The following is a 13,208-nucleotide window of genomic DNA, read 5'->3' as shown; positions in this document are numbered from 1 at the left end:
ACTGATGAAAAAGGATTTGCGATGCAAACATATAAGTGGGGCGTGTTTGCTCTGGCACTTGGAGCTTTTGGCCTTGGTACGACTGAATTTTTCCCAATGGGTTTGCTTCCGACGATTGCCGAAGGTGTGGACGTATCTATCCCATCGGCTGGCCTACTCATTAGTGCTTACGCTGTGGGCGTTATGTTTGGTGCTCCACTGGTAACGCTGTATTTAACACGCTTTAGTCATAAGTTTTCACTGATTGCTTTAATGATCGTCTTTTTCGTCGGTAATGTTTTTTCCGCATTGGCTACCGATTACAGCATTCTAATGATCTCACGAATTACTACTAGCCTGTCCCATGGTGCTTTTTTTGGTATAGGTGCCTTAGTTGCCATGAAACTTGCGCCACCGGGAAAACAAGGCAGCGCAGTAGCCTCTATGTTTTTAGGGTTAACCATTGCTAATATTATTGGTGTACCCATAGCAACTTGGCTTGGACAAAGCGTTCACTGGCGTATGGCCTTTGCTGCTACTTCGGCACTTGGGTTAGTGGCTATGATTGGTTTATGGCGTACATTGCCCCAAATGGAGAAGCCAAACCGCCCGAACGTAAAGCAAGAGCTTCAGGCTATTTTGCAACCAGCAGCACTACGCACTTTCCTAACAACCGTTTTATGTGCTGGCTCAATGTTTACGCTGTACACCTATATCACGCCAATTTTACAAACTTTAGCCAGCATTTCAGACAGCAACATTGCTTATCTACTAATGATAGCTGGTATTGGTTTTACTCTAGGCAATTTCATTAGCGGTAAATTGTCTGATCACTCACCTGATTTATCTTTGGTGGTCGCATTAATAGGACAAGTCACTATTTTGGGTTTATTCAGCCTTATGGTAAGCGACTTATTTTCAGCTATCGTAATAATTGCTGTTTGGGGCGTTGTGAACTTTATGATTGGGCCACCATTGCAAATGAAGGTGATGACCATTGCAGATAAGGCTCCAGGATTAGCCTCATCCATCAACATTGGTGCGTTTAATTTAGGTAACGCACTGGGAGCAGCCTTAGGTGGTGCAGTTATAACACTTGGATTTGGCTACGCTTGGATCCCCGCTGCAGCAGCAAGTCTATCTTTTAGCGCCCTAATCTTATTAGTCGTAAACCGTAAATTATCTAGGGAGGGATTATCAAATGGCCGATAAAAAAACACGTTATTTACTGCGTAACGTACGCTCCAACCAATCTAAAAAAACATGCGCTTCCGCTGAAAGCGTCTTACCGAAACGTTGTACTAAGTAAAATGATTCACTGGCTTCTACCTGTTCAGTCAGTGGAGCCACTAAACGCCCATCTGCCAGCATGTCTTCGACCATGGAAGAGCGGGCTAATGCTACACCTATGCCCAGCTCTGCCATCCGTAATGAGGCTAAAAGTGTGTCTAACTGCATGCCTCGCGAAGGGTCTACTTGTGTCTCATTTACCATCGATAACCAATACCCCCAACCTTCTTCATATCCCAAAACATGCAATAAAGTATGAGCTGACAAATCAGAGGTTGAACGAATCGGTGAACATTCTAATAAATCGGGGGAGCAAACTGGGAACAAGCCATCCCAACTGAGACGCTGAGAGACGTAGCCAGGCCATTGACCACAACCCCATCGAATTTCAAAATCGTCATCAACCTCAGAGTCTTTCACCCAAAGGGAGCTGATGTAACGAATGTCGATGTTGGGATGCAATGCATGAAAATCTGTCAGTCTCGGCGCCAACCAGTGTACAAAGAAAGATAAGCTACCCCGAATTTTAACTGGGGCTCTTTGATCTTGGCTAAACAGCTCATTTGTCGCAGCAGACAGTCGAGAAATAGAATCTTGCACGACAGGAAGATACGACATGCCTTCATCAGTAAGTGCTAATCCACGAGGGAGACGAGTGAATAGAGCTACTCCTAAATGAGCTTCTAATAAACGAATCTGCTGACTGACTGCACCTTGGGTTAAGTGAAGCTCTTGCGCAGCTTTGGTAAAATTAAGGCTACGAGCAGCGACTTCGAAGGTTCTTAACCAATTTAACGGAGGCAGTGTTTTTGAGTTCATGCAGTGCTTCAACCATCGCTCTAAAAAATACGAGGCGCTAGAGTACCTGACCTAAAAACCGTTGCAAGCGTGGATGCTCGGAATGGAAAAAACGCTCAGGGGTTTCTTCTAATACCAGCTCTCCTTCTTCCATAAAAACTACACGATCGGCCACTTCACGAGCAAACCCCATTTCATGGGTGACCACGACCATGGTCATACCTTCACTGGCCAGCTCTTTCATCACGTCTAACACTTCTCCTACCATTTCTGGGTCAAGTGCACTGGTGGGTTCATCAAACAAAAGGGCTTTAGGTTTCATAGCCAAAGATCGAGCAATGGCGACACGTTGCTGCTGACCACCCGATAGTCGAGACGGATAATTGTTCATGCGATCTGCTAAACCCACTCGGTATAACAAATCACGAGCACCTTGCTTAGCATCTTCTTTGCTTTGTTTAAGGACCTTCATGGGCGCTAACATTACATTACCCAGCGCAGTTTTATGTGGGAATAAGTTGAACGATTGAAATACCATACCCACTTCAGCACGAACAGCATTTATATCTGTGCGTTTATCAGTCAAATCTACTTGATCTAATAAGATGTTACCTGATGAAATACTTTCTAGCTGATTCAGTGTACGTAAGAAAGTAGATTTTCCAGAGCCACTTGGCCCAATGATAACAACTACCTCACCACGCTTGATATCCAACGACACATTTTTCAATGCATGACAGCCATTCGGAAAAATCTTGTTTACTTTCTTAGCTTTGATCAATATTTTCGAGTCCGGCGGTGTTAATTGATCAATCACTGGCTGATAACCTCTTTTCTAAACGCTGGATAACCAATGACAGGCCTCCCGTCACGACCAAATATAAAGCGGCGACGGTAAACCACACTTCAAAAGGTGCAAAGCTACCACTGACCACTTCTCGACCTGCCTTGGTTAAATCGGTTATCGAAATCACTGAAACCAAAGAGGAATCTTTAATTAAGTTAATAAACTGTCCCGCTAGAGGCGGTAAAGTACGCTTAATAGCCTGAGGCATGATGACATACGCCATTGCTTGCACATAATTCATCCCCAGAGATCGAGCGGCTTCCATTTGCCCAACTGGAACCGACTGTATTCCGGCACGAACGATTTCAGCAACATAGGCACCGGTGAAAATGGATAACGCAGCGACACCAGCTGTAAAACGATCTAAATCGAATACCGTGCCAATAAAAAAATAGACAATAAATATTTGCACCAATAATGGTGTGCCGCGAATGACTTCTACATATGTCACCGCAAGGTTACGCCATACTTGTCCGTGCGCTACTCGCATCAACCCAAATATTACCCCCAACAACACGGCAAATATTAATGAGATAAAAGATATCTTAATGGTTACCCATAAGCCTTCAGCAATCGGTCCAAAGCGCCACCCATCAAGGCGAGCAATCGTATCACCTTGAAAGATTAAATCGCCATTGCGAGACACCAGCGTGTCGTATCTTTCAACAATCTGTGGATCATCACCATAATCAGGCGTGATGGATAGGTGACCTGAATTATCAACTTTGGCTGTACCGTCTGTGACAGCCAAAATATCTTGGGATTCCGTGTTAATAATGTAGGGCCACAAGCGTTCCCAGTGCCATGTATAATCGATTTTCTGGCCTGCGAAGTACACACCAGAAATCAATATTGCCATGATTACAAGGTAAACCCCGTGACCTAGCCAACGTGAAGATTGAGTTTGCATGAGCTCTCTTAAATACAAAAAGAGCCTATAGAATATAGACTCTTTGAAACACTAAAAATGACGCAGAAATGTTACTGGATACTATCGACCCAAGCATCAGACTTAAACCATTTATCGTAAATACGATCATAAGAACCATCTTTCTTGATTTGGACAAGATAGTTATTTAAGAAGTTAATGAAGTTTGGATCATTCTGACGAATCGCCCATCCCAGTGGTTCATAAGTAAACGATTGGTCCAAATGAACCACATTATCTTGATGCTGCGATGCATACAAAGCATTATATGGAAGGTCGTAAACGAACGCATCGGCTTTACCATTTGCAACTTGAAGCACAGCATCTGCAGACGTTTCAAACAAATCTAACTTTGCTTTCGGAAAGAATTTCTTGGCTGCTTGAGCACCCGTTGTGCCGATTTGAGAAACCAATGTGTACTTAGCATCATTCAGATCGCGATACGATGCCACTGTTCCTTCTAAATCAGACTTAATCAATACAGTTTGACCAATCTCAATGTACGTATCAGCAAACATTACTTTTAGGTTACGTTGAGGCGTAATCGCCATACCACCAATGATGATGTCGCATTTACCCGTTTGCAAAGCAGGAATAATACCGTCCCATGCTGTATTAACAGGTGTGAACTTGACGTCCATAGAGCGTGCCATATGCTTTGCAATATCAATATCAAAACCGATAAAACGGCCGTCTTTGGTCTTCATTTCAAAAGGAATGTAGCCTGCTTCAAAACACACTTTAAGCTCACCGCTCGACAATATGTTATCAATGGCAGGTTCAGTAGCATGGATGTTAGTAGAAAACAATGCACCAACCAGTGCTAAGCCAGAAAGGGCTTTCTTCAGACCAAGTTTCATAGTATTCCTTATTTTGTTAAGCCATTTATCACAGGCTAAACACACATGGATTTTGTAGGGATTATTTGGCGGATAATATAACGGAAAGCAGGGATATGTAGTAACCATGGAATCTAGGCCTAAGACCCCATTATTTTAATGGATAGCACTATTTTTATGGTGTCTTAGAGATTATAAACTCAAAAAGAGCAAATTGACCTAAATTTTATAATCAAATTCTTTTCCATCTATTCATCACATGGTAAAAATGCCTCCATTCAAAGCAATGGAAACAGTTATGCAATCAATTACTATCCTTGATGGCGGCATGGGTCGTGAATTAGAGCGTCGCGGTGCCCCGTTTAAACAACCAGAATGGTCAGCTTTGGCTATGATGGAAGCACCAGAAATCGTTAAAGATGTTCATAAAGCATTCATCGAAGCGGGCTCTCGTGTCATCACAACAAACAGCTATGCATTGGTCCCTTTCCATATTGGCGAAGTGGCCTTTCAACAAAGAGCAGCAGAGCTAGCGGCTGAATCAGCACGAGTTGCTCGTGAAGCTGCTCAAGAAGCCGATGCAGACGTAAAAGTAGCGGGATCATTAGCGCCTTTGTTTGGCTCTTACCGCGCTGATTTATATGAAGCTGATCGTGCAGAACAAATAGCACGGCCTTTGATTGAAGCGTTGGCTCCAAATGTCGACCTTTGGCTAAGTGAAACTCAAAGTTTAATTGCAGAAACGCTACAAGTAAAAGCACTTGTCGATGAGATTGATGGTCAGAATAAGCCTTATTGGGTTGCCTTTACACTCGAAGATTCGGAAGTCACTGATCAACCTCGCCTACGATCAGGTGAAACGGTAGCTGATGCTGTTTTGGCTACTGTCAAAGCAGGTGTAAATGGTATTCTTTTTAATTGTTGTCAGCCGGAAATAATCGCCGATGCAATTGAAGTAGCTGCTTCAATACTGTCAGACACCAACCAGCAAGTTCAACTTGGTGCTTACGCAAATGCTTTTCCACCTCAGCCAAAAAGTGCTACTGCCAATGACGGCTTAGATGAGCTTCGTGATGATTTAACACCTGACTCGTACCTAGTATGGGCGCAACGCTGGAAAGAGCTTGGAGCAACGCTAATTGGTGGCTGTTGCGGTATAGGCCCTGAACATATGGAAAAGCTTTCTAAGCATCTATAAACCTCTATTTTAGCTACTCAGACTGACGTATTTGAATTTCAATACGCCAGTCTGTCCTTTACCCCGTCAATCTGCATAGTGTTTCGTCACGAAGAGCATAGTGCTGACAATACAGGAAAGTACTCTTTTACTTTCACAACAAAGCATTTTCTACAGCCCACCTTATAATTTGATTAATCATAACTTGAGAAAGTACCTCTATTTCATTCTCAAAAGCTCAGTTCATATGAAAACATATATATAAAACCTTAAATCATTGATTTTAATGAATAAAAACAAATTTTCCTTTCTCACTAATCGTTTAAAAGTAATTTCACGCTCCGTAAATCACTTTTTTCGCCTGCTACGCTGTAAAAATAGGTGATTTTTCAATCATCACCTGTTGTAACCGTCTCCAAAATCTCTCCTTATTTCAATTGCAATTTGATTAGCAATTGTTAGATGTGTAAATTAAATACAAATAATAACTACATGACTCAACAATAAATTTATAACTAAGGAACAGAAAAATGATGAAATATGCTCTCGTTTCTACCGCTGGTGTACTTTTCGCTTGCTCATCTTTTGCAGCAGATTGTGGCAAGGTAATGATTGCTGAAATGAATTGGAACTCCGCTAGCTTGATGGCTAACGTGGATCAATTCATTTTAGCAAACGGCTACGACTGCGAAGCTGAGCTTGTACCAGGCGACACCATGCCAACCGGAACGTCTATGATTGAAAAAGGGGAACCTGATATTGCCCCTGAACTGTGGACTAATGCCATGAAAGACGCGTTGGATCGCGGGGTCGAAGAGGGTCGCTTAAAGATTGCTAGTAAGTCTCTTTCAGATGGTGGCGAGGAAGGTTTTTGGGTACCGCAATATATGGTTGACGAGTACCCTGAGCTCGCCACGATCGAAGGCGTCAAAAAGCACGCTAGTGGTTTCCCACACCCTGAAGACTCTTCAGTTTCCGGTTTCTACGGTTGCCCTGCTGGCTGGAATTGCCAAATAACGGCACGTAACCTCTTCCATGCCTTGGAGCTCGATGACTCTGGCTTTGAATTAATTGATCCAGGTTCTGGTGCGGGGCTTTCTGGTTCGATTGCACGTGCGTATGAGCGTCAGGAACCATGGTTTGGATACTACTGGGCACCTACTGCGATACTCGGTAAATATAAAATGGTCAAAGTCGACTTTGGTAGCGGGATCGATGAAGAAGAGTTCACCGATTGTACGTCTCAAGAAAACTGTCTTGATCCAAAAGTGACCATGTATCCCCCTTCTCCTGTATACACTGTAACAACATCTGAGTTCGCAGAACGAGCACCGGAAGCCTATGAATACCTTTCTCGTCGGTCGTTTACTAACAATGAAATGAACGGCCTTTTAGCTTGGATGGAAGAAAACCAAGCAGATGGTAAATATGCCGCTGAGAACTTCATGTTTGAGCACGAGGATATTTGGTCTCAGTGGGTCAGTAGTGATGTAAAAGTAAAATTAGATGAAGCGTTAGATAATCTTTAACAAAATTTAATGCTAAGGGGAGCTTGTTGCTCTCCTCATTTTTTTAACACAGTGAGATAGATTTATGGCAGACGCATCCTGGTTAACCGAATTTCCAGATATGAGCCGTCGCGAGTTACTCACAATCCGTAAGACACTCGATGGTGCTTATCGTGATTTTTCCCGTGAGTACGGCGATACAATTGAAGCCCTTTTTGACCCTCTTTTAAGTTTTTTGGTTTGGTTTGAAAACTTACTCATCATAACCCCATGGTGGGTAATTCTTTTTATCATCACCGCCATTGTTCACTTGGCCACACGTTCATTAAAGCTCAGTATCGGTGTCGTTATTTCACTTTTACTCATTGGTTATTTCGGTATGTGGGAAGATACGATGCGTACGTTGAGTATCATTACGGTCTGCACCATCATGTCGATTGTCATAGGTATTCCTATCGGTATTCTAATGTCTCGCTCTGATCGTGCCCAATCGATTGTAACGCCCTTGCTTGATGTTATGCAGACCATGCCAGCTTTTGTATATTTGATTCCTGTCGTGATGCTACTGGGTATTGGTAAAATCCCCGGAGTTATTGCCGTGGTTATCTATGCAATCCCTCCCGTTATTCGACTCACCAATCTTGGTATTCGGTTGGTTAATAAAGAAACTTTGGAAGCCGCTACTGCTTACGGTGCAACACCCACCCAACGTTTATTTGGGGTACAGCTTCCACTTGCAATGCCAACTATTATGGCTGGTATCAACCAAACTATTATGATGGCACTCGCTATGGTGGTTATCGCTTCGATGATCGGCGTGAAAGGCTTAGGGCAACCCGTTCTGAAATCTATCACCAATCAGTATTTCACTCTTGGCTTATTGAACGGTTTAGCGATTGTTGCTTTAGCTATTATTTTCGATCGGGTTTCGCAAAGCTATGCAAAACGAACCCAGAGACATCTAGAGGGACATGATAATGGCTAATTCAGAAAACGCACTGATCGAAATTGAAGGTCTTTATCAAATATTTGGCTCTAGCCCTGAAAAAGTGCTTCCCGCTGTCAAGGGTGGGGCATCGAAAGAAGAAATATTAGCGGATACAGGCCATACTGTTGGCTTACAAGATATCAACCTCACTATTGGTAAAGGGGAAATCTTTGTAATCATGGGCCTATCAGGCTCTGGAAAATCAACGCTAATTCGACACTTCAATCGTTTAATTGATCCAACTGCAGGGAAAATCAAAGTTAATGGTGATGATATCATGCAGTTTTCGATGAAAGAGCTGACGCAATTTCGTCGTCATAAGATGTCGATGGTATTTCAACATTTTGGTCTGCTGCCTCATCGCACTGTCGTAGAGAATGTTGGCTATGGCCTATCAATCAAAGGGCAGAAAAAAACTGAATGGAAGGAAAAGGCGAAAGAATGGCTCGAAACAGTGGGCTTATCAGGCTATGAAGAACAATACCCTTCACAACTCTCTGGCGGTCAACAACAGCGTGTGGGGTTAGCTCGTGCCTTGTGTACCGACGCTGAAATTCTATTAATGGACGAAGCATTCTCAGCTTTAGACCCTCTCATTCGTTTTGAAATGCAAAGCCAGTTAATCGAACTTCAAGAAAATCTACATAAAACGATCGTTTTCATTACCCACGATTTAGATGAAGCGTTACGTTTAGGTGACCGTATTGCAGTATTAAAGGATGGTAAGCTTGTTCAAGTCGGTAAACCGGTCGAAATCATCTTAAACCCTGCTGACGATTATGTTCGTGCTTTTGCAAAAGATGTGAATCGCGCCAGAGCATTATTAGTCAAGAACGTCATGCAGCGAGCCCAACCTATACTGTCTATAGATAATGATACTAATAAGGCTGATGAAATCCTCAAAGAATATGATGTTGTATTTAGAAAGACTAAAAGCGGTGACTTTGAAGCCTACTCGAAGATTTCTGAGAACTACTCAGCATCATGGACATCCGTCCCAAGCCTTAGAAGAAACGAGCTACTTCAAGATGTTTTACCCAAGATGCTGCGAAGCAAAGTTTCCCTCCCTGTTCTCAATAAGGATGATGAACTATGTGGTTATTTAAGCCATCAATCTTTGGCTGAAATGCTAAAAATTTAACTTTTAGCCTTGTATCAACTATTCCTGAGCCCTACGGGCTCAGGAAAGTAGCTAACTTCCTGTGATTCATCCCAAGCAGTTAACTTCACCATCACGGTTTCAAAGCATTCACTTTTTAAAATTCTATTGAGCCAATCTTGCAAATACACATAGCCACTTCCCTCAAACCAACTAGCATTAACTCCTGCAAACTGACGTATAAATGGAAAGATCGCAATGTCTGCTATAGTCATCTGCTCACCAAGCAGGTTTGTAGAGTGCTTAAGTCTAGTATCTAAGCGTTTCAAAAAACGCTCTCCTTTATCACGATAATAGCTTTCAGACTGCTCTGGATGTCTATCCGCGTATTTATAACGGTCTAACCAAGGTTTAAAACAATGATCATTAAACCTAATCCAGCTCATGATTTTTGCTCTAACTATTGGATCGGTAGGCCACAATTGGTTAACTAGGTCGTCATTTGAAGAGGTTTTCAAAGCCCAAAAGATAATGTCTAAGCTTTCTGGAAACCTATCACCATCTACTAGTAACTGAGGGACCGTAGAGCGCCCACCTAATGCCAACAAAGCAGCAGGCTTATGTTTAAGTACCACCTCACGAATTTCAACTCTTAACATTAAAGTTGCCAATGTATAGCGTGCTCGTATGGCGTAAGGACAGCGCCGAAAACTGTACAAAACTGCAGACAAAGAAACTCTCCAAATCAATATGTTACAAAAAACTGCTAAAAGTATATGCTATCAGACAGAGTAAGTAGTCTATTCTGTAGTGACTATTTAGTAATACGACTACTACCTATCTATTTGCGACGCACTGACTATAGATTAAGCAACAATGTTCATAGAATGAGTAAATAGTATAGAATTTTATCAAAACAAGAGGATCACCTACATGAAAAAACTTACGAAGTTCTTTTCCGCATTAGCTATTGCTCTACCTCTTACGGTCCAAGCTCAAACAGTTGACCTTACTACTATGAACTGGCCGCCATTCTATGGCGATAGTCTGGAAAAAGGCGGTTTCATCTCCGCAATCGTTGACGAGGCACTGGCTGAATCTGGCTATGACAGCACAATTGAGTTTACCGCTTGGCAAACGGCATTAGACACCGTTAAAGCAGGTGATAAAGATGCAATTGTTGGCGGCTACTACTCTGAAGAACGCGCTCAAGAATACTACTTCTCAATTCCAATCTACACGGTATTAGCTGGTCTAATCAAAAAACCAGACTTCCCACTTAGCAATTACGATTCTTTCGAATCGCTAGACCAATACAGCATCGCTAAATTAAAAGGCTCTGTCATTGGTGAATCTTTTGATAATTTCCCATTTTCTGATCTAAAAGAATACCCTGAAGTCTCTGATGCCATTAAAGCATTAGATTCTGGTGAAGTTCAGCTTTATGCTGACAGCCTAGCGGTAGCAAAAGAAGCGGCTGAAGCTGCTGGCATTGACGCATCTCAACTACAAATTCTTCTTCCGCCACTGGAAGAAAATGACCTTTATCTTTTGATTTCAAAATCTATTCCAAATGCAGAAGAACTTCGTGATGCATTTAACAAAGGTTTGATGGAAATTCAAATGTCAGGCCGTTACGATGAAATCCTTACAGAGTTTAACCAGCAGTAAGTTAACTACCTTTCTGATATAACTACTTCAGCGTAAACTAACTAAAGCCTTCAAAGACTTTCTTTGAAGGCTTTATAATTTTTGGAGCAAGGAATGTTCTTACCCAGTACTATTTCATTGGTTACTACACCACCAAAATTAAGTGACTGCGACATTGACCATAAAGCATACTCTTTAAAGAGCAAAGAACAGTACCGAAAAAAGCTAAAGAAAGCTCAAGAGCTCATGCTGCAAGTACAGCAGGCCTATTACCACCAAGGCAAACGGGCCATCATCATATTTCAAGGCTGGGATGCAGCCGGAAAAGGTGGGGCGATTAGACGCATTACTGAGAAACTTGACCCTCGTGGTTATCGAGTTCATCCAATCTCTTCTCCAACTGACGAAGAACAAGGTAAACATTACCTTTATCGTTTTCAAACTCGCTTACCTAAGCCTGGAGCTATCGCCATATTTGATAGGTCTTGGTTCGAGCGAGTACTTGTTGAAAGGGTCGAAGGCTTCGCATCCCCCTTTGAATGGCAGCGAGCCTATCAGGAAATTAATGAGTATGAACGTATGCTGACAGATGATGGTGTACGTATCATCAAGGTCTTCATGCACATATCTAAAGCGGAACAGCTAAAACGTTTTGAAGAGCGATTGAACAATCCTACGAAGCAATGGAAACTCACAGAAGAAGACCTACGCAATCGCGCAAAATGGGATGAGTATGAGTCAGCTACAGACGAAATGTTCCAACGCACGGCAACCGTGTCAGCACCGTGGCACATCATTCCAAGTAACAAAAAGTGGTATGCTCGCGTGCAAGTGCTTAATACCATCATTGAAGAGCTTTCTAGAGAAGTTGATCTGAGCCCACCACCTGTTGACGAAGCTGTTGTCAAAGCGGCTAAGAAGCAATTAGGCCTAAAATTACTTTAATTTAAAAGGGCCAACTATTGGCCCTTTTAAGCTCTACTACCACATTAGGTCATCAGGAATCTGGAATTCTGCGTATGGATCATCCTCATCGTCTTCTTGAGGCTGAGCAGTATTTAGCACAAGAATCATGTCCGGTGCTTTCTCAACGATCTTCTCAGCGACACCTTTCGCTAATACTTCGTATTGACCTTCTAACTTAGCAATCGCTAAACGCCCTTCAGATAAGTCTTTATGCATCTTATCTGACACATAAAGCTTTTTAACTTTCTTATCATCTGTAAAGTTATAAGCAATCTCACCGTCATCTTTAGCAACACGGTTCTGAAGGATTAACTGTCGAATTTGACCAAGAATCGCTTTATGCTCAATTTCTTCCTGACGTTGGCGATTAAGCTCTTTATCACGTGCCGCTTTTTCTTCTTTTTGACGTTTCAGCTCCGCCTGACGAGATAACTCTTCACTGTTATCAACTTGTCCTTTTTTCGCTTTTTGCTTAGTCTGCAACTTTTCTGCTTTTATTTTTTTTGCTTTCTTCTTATCTACGATACCAGCACCTAAGAGCTGCTCTTGTAATGACTTAGCCATGATTTCCTCTACACTGATTCAAGCCTTAATTGGCAGCATTATAGCGCCTTTTTAGGCTCTCGCTAACCATAGCGTTTGTAACGCATAACAATGAAATAGTTTTAGGAAATGAACTCATTTCTTTTAGCTGATAAAGCTTATATCTATCAACTCGAGATCTATCTTATTTAACGTGGGCACTGAACTCATTTAATGTGCGTTGTGAGACAGATGTAAAACAGGCAGCATGGTTTTTAAAAGCCCTGACAGCAGGCAATCAGGACCTTCTTTGTATGATGTATCTTAATAGAAAACGATCATGCATGTACTCACACCACCATAGCAGTGTTTTGAGAGCCACTTCTGAACACCTTCTCTGACCAATGCCATAAAGCGTACGCTTTTGAGGCCACGGGCTGACGCGTCGAAGCATGAGACAGGCGCAAGCGGGGCGCAAAAGGGTAAGCGTAAGCTGCTTGGGCTGAGGTATTGAGGGGGTTGCGTTAACCGAATTTCAAACACAAAAAAGCCCTGACAGCATGGCTATCAGGGCTTCCTTTGTATGATGCTTGACGACGACCTACTCTCACATGGGA

The 13,208-nt window shown here is 42.4% G+C and carries 13 protein-coding genes; 7 read left to right on the top strand and 6 right to left on the bottom strand.

The genetic code is table 11. The features are described 5' to 3' along the window. Positions 1 to 21 precede the first annotated feature (21 nt). On the top strand, positions 22 to 1,191 hold the full coding sequence (locus AYW75_RS05235) for an MFS transporter (RefSeq protein ID WP_067096446.1): 1,170 nt from the start codon (positions 22 to 24) through the stop codon (positions 1,189 to 1,191). 9 nt (positions 1,192 to 1,200) lie between these two features. Here the strand turns inward: AYW75_RS05235 and AYW75_RS05230 are convergent, their stop codons facing one another. From AYW75_RS05230 to AYW75_RS05215, 4 genes are all read right to left on the bottom strand, one after another. Beyond that, positions 1,201 to 2,088 (bottom strand): LysR substrate-binding domain-containing protein, encoded by an 888-nt coding sequence (locus AYW75_RS05230; protein WP_067096443.1) that lies wholly within the window; start codon positions 2,086 to 2,088, stop codon positions 1,201 to 1,203. 37 nt (positions 2,089 to 2,125) lie between these two features. Further along, positions 2,126 to 2,884, bottom strand: coding sequence for an amino acid ABC transporter ATP-binding protein (locus AYW75_RS05225; protein WP_331709516.1), 759 nt, complete (start codon positions 2,882 to 2,884; stop codon positions 2,126 to 2,128). Continuing rightward, positions 2,877 to 3,824, bottom strand: coding sequence for an amino acid ABC transporter permease (locus tag AYW75_RS05220; protein WP_067096440.1), 948 nt, complete (start codon positions 3,822 to 3,824; stop codon positions 2,877 to 2,879). Before AYW75_RS05220 ends, AYW75_RS05225 begins: the two co-directional genes overlap by 8 nt. A gap of 71 nt (positions 3,825 to 3,895) precedes the next feature. Further along, positions 3,896 to 4,702, bottom strand: a complete 807-nt coding sequence (locus AYW75_RS05215) for a transporter substrate-binding domain-containing protein (protein ID WP_082856403.1) — start codon at positions 4,700 to 4,702, stop codon at positions 3,896 to 3,898. Positions 4,703 to 4,979: 277 nt separating this feature from the next. Here AYW75_RS05215 and AYW75_RS05210 point away from each other — a divergent pair, with 277 nt between their 5' ends. The 4 genes from AYW75_RS05210 (at position 4,980) to AYW75_RS05195 (ending at position 9,495) form a co-directional block, all read left to right on the top strand. Further along, positions 4,980 to 5,879 (top strand): homocysteine S-methyltransferase family protein, encoded by a 900-nt coding sequence (locus tag AYW75_RS05210; protein WP_197478905.1) that lies wholly within the window; start codon positions 4,980 to 4,982, stop codon positions 5,877 to 5,879. A gap of 509 nt (positions 5,880 to 6,388) precedes the next feature. Then, on the top strand, positions 6,389 to 7,387 hold the full coding sequence (locus tag AYW75_RS05205) for an ABC transporter substrate-binding protein (protein WP_197478904.1): 999 nt from the start codon (positions 6,389 to 6,391) through the stop codon (positions 7,385 to 7,387). 64 nt (positions 7,388 to 7,451) lie between these two features. Further along, the gene (locus tag AYW75_RS05200) at positions 7,452 to 8,351 is read left to right on the top strand and encodes an ABC transporter permease (protein ID WP_067096437.1); all 900 of its coding nucleotides are present in this window, start codon (positions 7,452 to 7,454) and stop codon (positions 8,349 to 8,351) included. Further along, the gene (locus tag AYW75_RS05195) at positions 8,344 to 9,495 is read left to right on the top strand and encodes a quaternary amine ABC transporter ATP-binding protein (RefSeq protein ID WP_067096434.1); all 1,152 of its coding nucleotides are present in this window, start codon (positions 8,344 to 8,346) and stop codon (positions 9,493 to 9,495) included. The genes AYW75_RS05200 and AYW75_RS05195 overlap by 8 nt, the downstream gene beginning before the upstream one ends. Before the next feature lie 14 nt (positions 9,496 to 9,509). Here the strand turns inward: AYW75_RS05195 and AYW75_RS05190 are convergent, their stop codons facing one another. After that, positions 9,510 to 10,184 (bottom strand): glutathione S-transferase, encoded by a 675-nt coding sequence (locus AYW75_RS05190; protein ID WP_067096431.1) that lies wholly within the window; start codon positions 10,182 to 10,184, stop codon positions 9,510 to 9,512. Positions 10,185 to 10,386: 202 nt separating this feature from the next. Between AYW75_RS05190 and AYW75_RS05185 the strand changes: the two genes are divergently transcribed. Together AYW75_RS05185 and AYW75_RS05180 are read left to right on the top strand one after the other, a co-directional pair. Beyond that, on the top strand, positions 10,387 to 11,124 hold the full coding sequence (locus AYW75_RS05185) for a substrate-binding periplasmic protein (RefSeq protein WP_067096427.1): 738 nt from the start codon (positions 10,387 to 10,389) through the stop codon (positions 11,122 to 11,124). A 93-nt stretch (positions 11,125 to 11,217) separates the two neighbouring features. Continuing rightward, positions 11,218 to 12,048 (top strand): polyphosphate kinase 2 family protein, encoded by an 831-nt coding sequence (locus AYW75_RS05180; protein WP_067096424.1) that lies wholly within the window; start codon positions 11,218 to 11,220, stop codon positions 12,046 to 12,048. 36 nt (positions 12,049 to 12,084) lie between these two features. Here AYW75_RS05180 and AYW75_RS05175 read toward each other — a convergent pair whose 3' ends face one another. Next, positions 12,085 to 12,633, bottom strand: coding sequence for a DUF2058 domain-containing protein (locus tag AYW75_RS05175; RefSeq protein WP_067096421.1), 549 nt, complete (start codon positions 12,631 to 12,633; stop codon positions 12,085 to 12,087). Positions 12,634 to 13,208 lie beyond the last annotated feature (575 nt).

It is taken from the genome of Marinomonas atlantica (assembly GCF_001639725.1).
Taxonomy (GTDB): domain Bacteria; phylum Pseudomonadota; class Gammaproteobacteria; order Pseudomonadales; family Marinomonadaceae; genus Marinomonas; species Marinomonas atlantica.
Note: the sequence above shows the minus strand (reverse complement) of the source record. Positions and strands in the feature narration are given on the sequence as shown.

Coding starts and splice junctions, on each gene's coding strand:
- AYW75_RS05235 (WP_067096446.1), top strand. CDS start 22: ATGCAAACATATAAGTGGGGCGTGTTTGCTCTGGCACTTGGAGCTTTT.
- AYW75_RS05230 (WP_067096443.1), bottom strand. CDS start 2,088: ATGAACTCAAAAACACTGCCTCCGTTAAATTGGTTAAGAACCTTCGAA.
- AYW75_RS05220 (WP_067096440.1), bottom strand. CDS start 3,824: ATGCAAACTCAATCTTCACGTTGGCTAGGTCACGGGGTTTACCTTGTA.
- AYW75_RS05215 (WP_082856403.1), bottom strand. CDS start 4,702: ATGAAACTTGGTCTGAAGAAAGCCCTTTCTGGCTTAGCACTGGTTGGT.
- AYW75_RS05210 (WP_197478905.1), top strand. CDS start 4,980: ATGCAATCAATTACTATCCTTGATGGCGGCATGGGTCGTGAATTAGAG.
- AYW75_RS05205 (WP_197478904.1), top strand. CDS start 6,389: ATGATGAAATATGCTCTCGTTTCTACCGCTGGTGTACTTTTCGCTTGC.
- AYW75_RS05200 (WP_067096437.1), top strand. CDS start 7,452: ATGGCAGACGCATCCTGGTTAACCGAATTTCCAGATATGAGCCGTCGC.
- AYW75_RS05195 (WP_067096434.1), top strand. CDS start 8,344: ATGGCTAATTCAGAAAACGCACTGATCGAAATTGAAGGTCTTTATCAA.
- AYW75_RS05185 (WP_067096427.1), top strand. CDS start 10,387: ATGAAAAAACTTACGAAGTTCTTTTCCGCATTAGCTATTGCTCTACCT.
- AYW75_RS05180 (WP_067096424.1), top strand. CDS start 11,218: ATGTTCTTACCCAGTACTATTTCATTGGTTACTACACCACCAAAATTA.
- AYW75_RS05175 (WP_067096421.1), bottom strand. CDS start 12,633: ATGGCTAAGTCATTACAAGAGCAGCTCTTAGGTGCTGGTATCGTAGAT.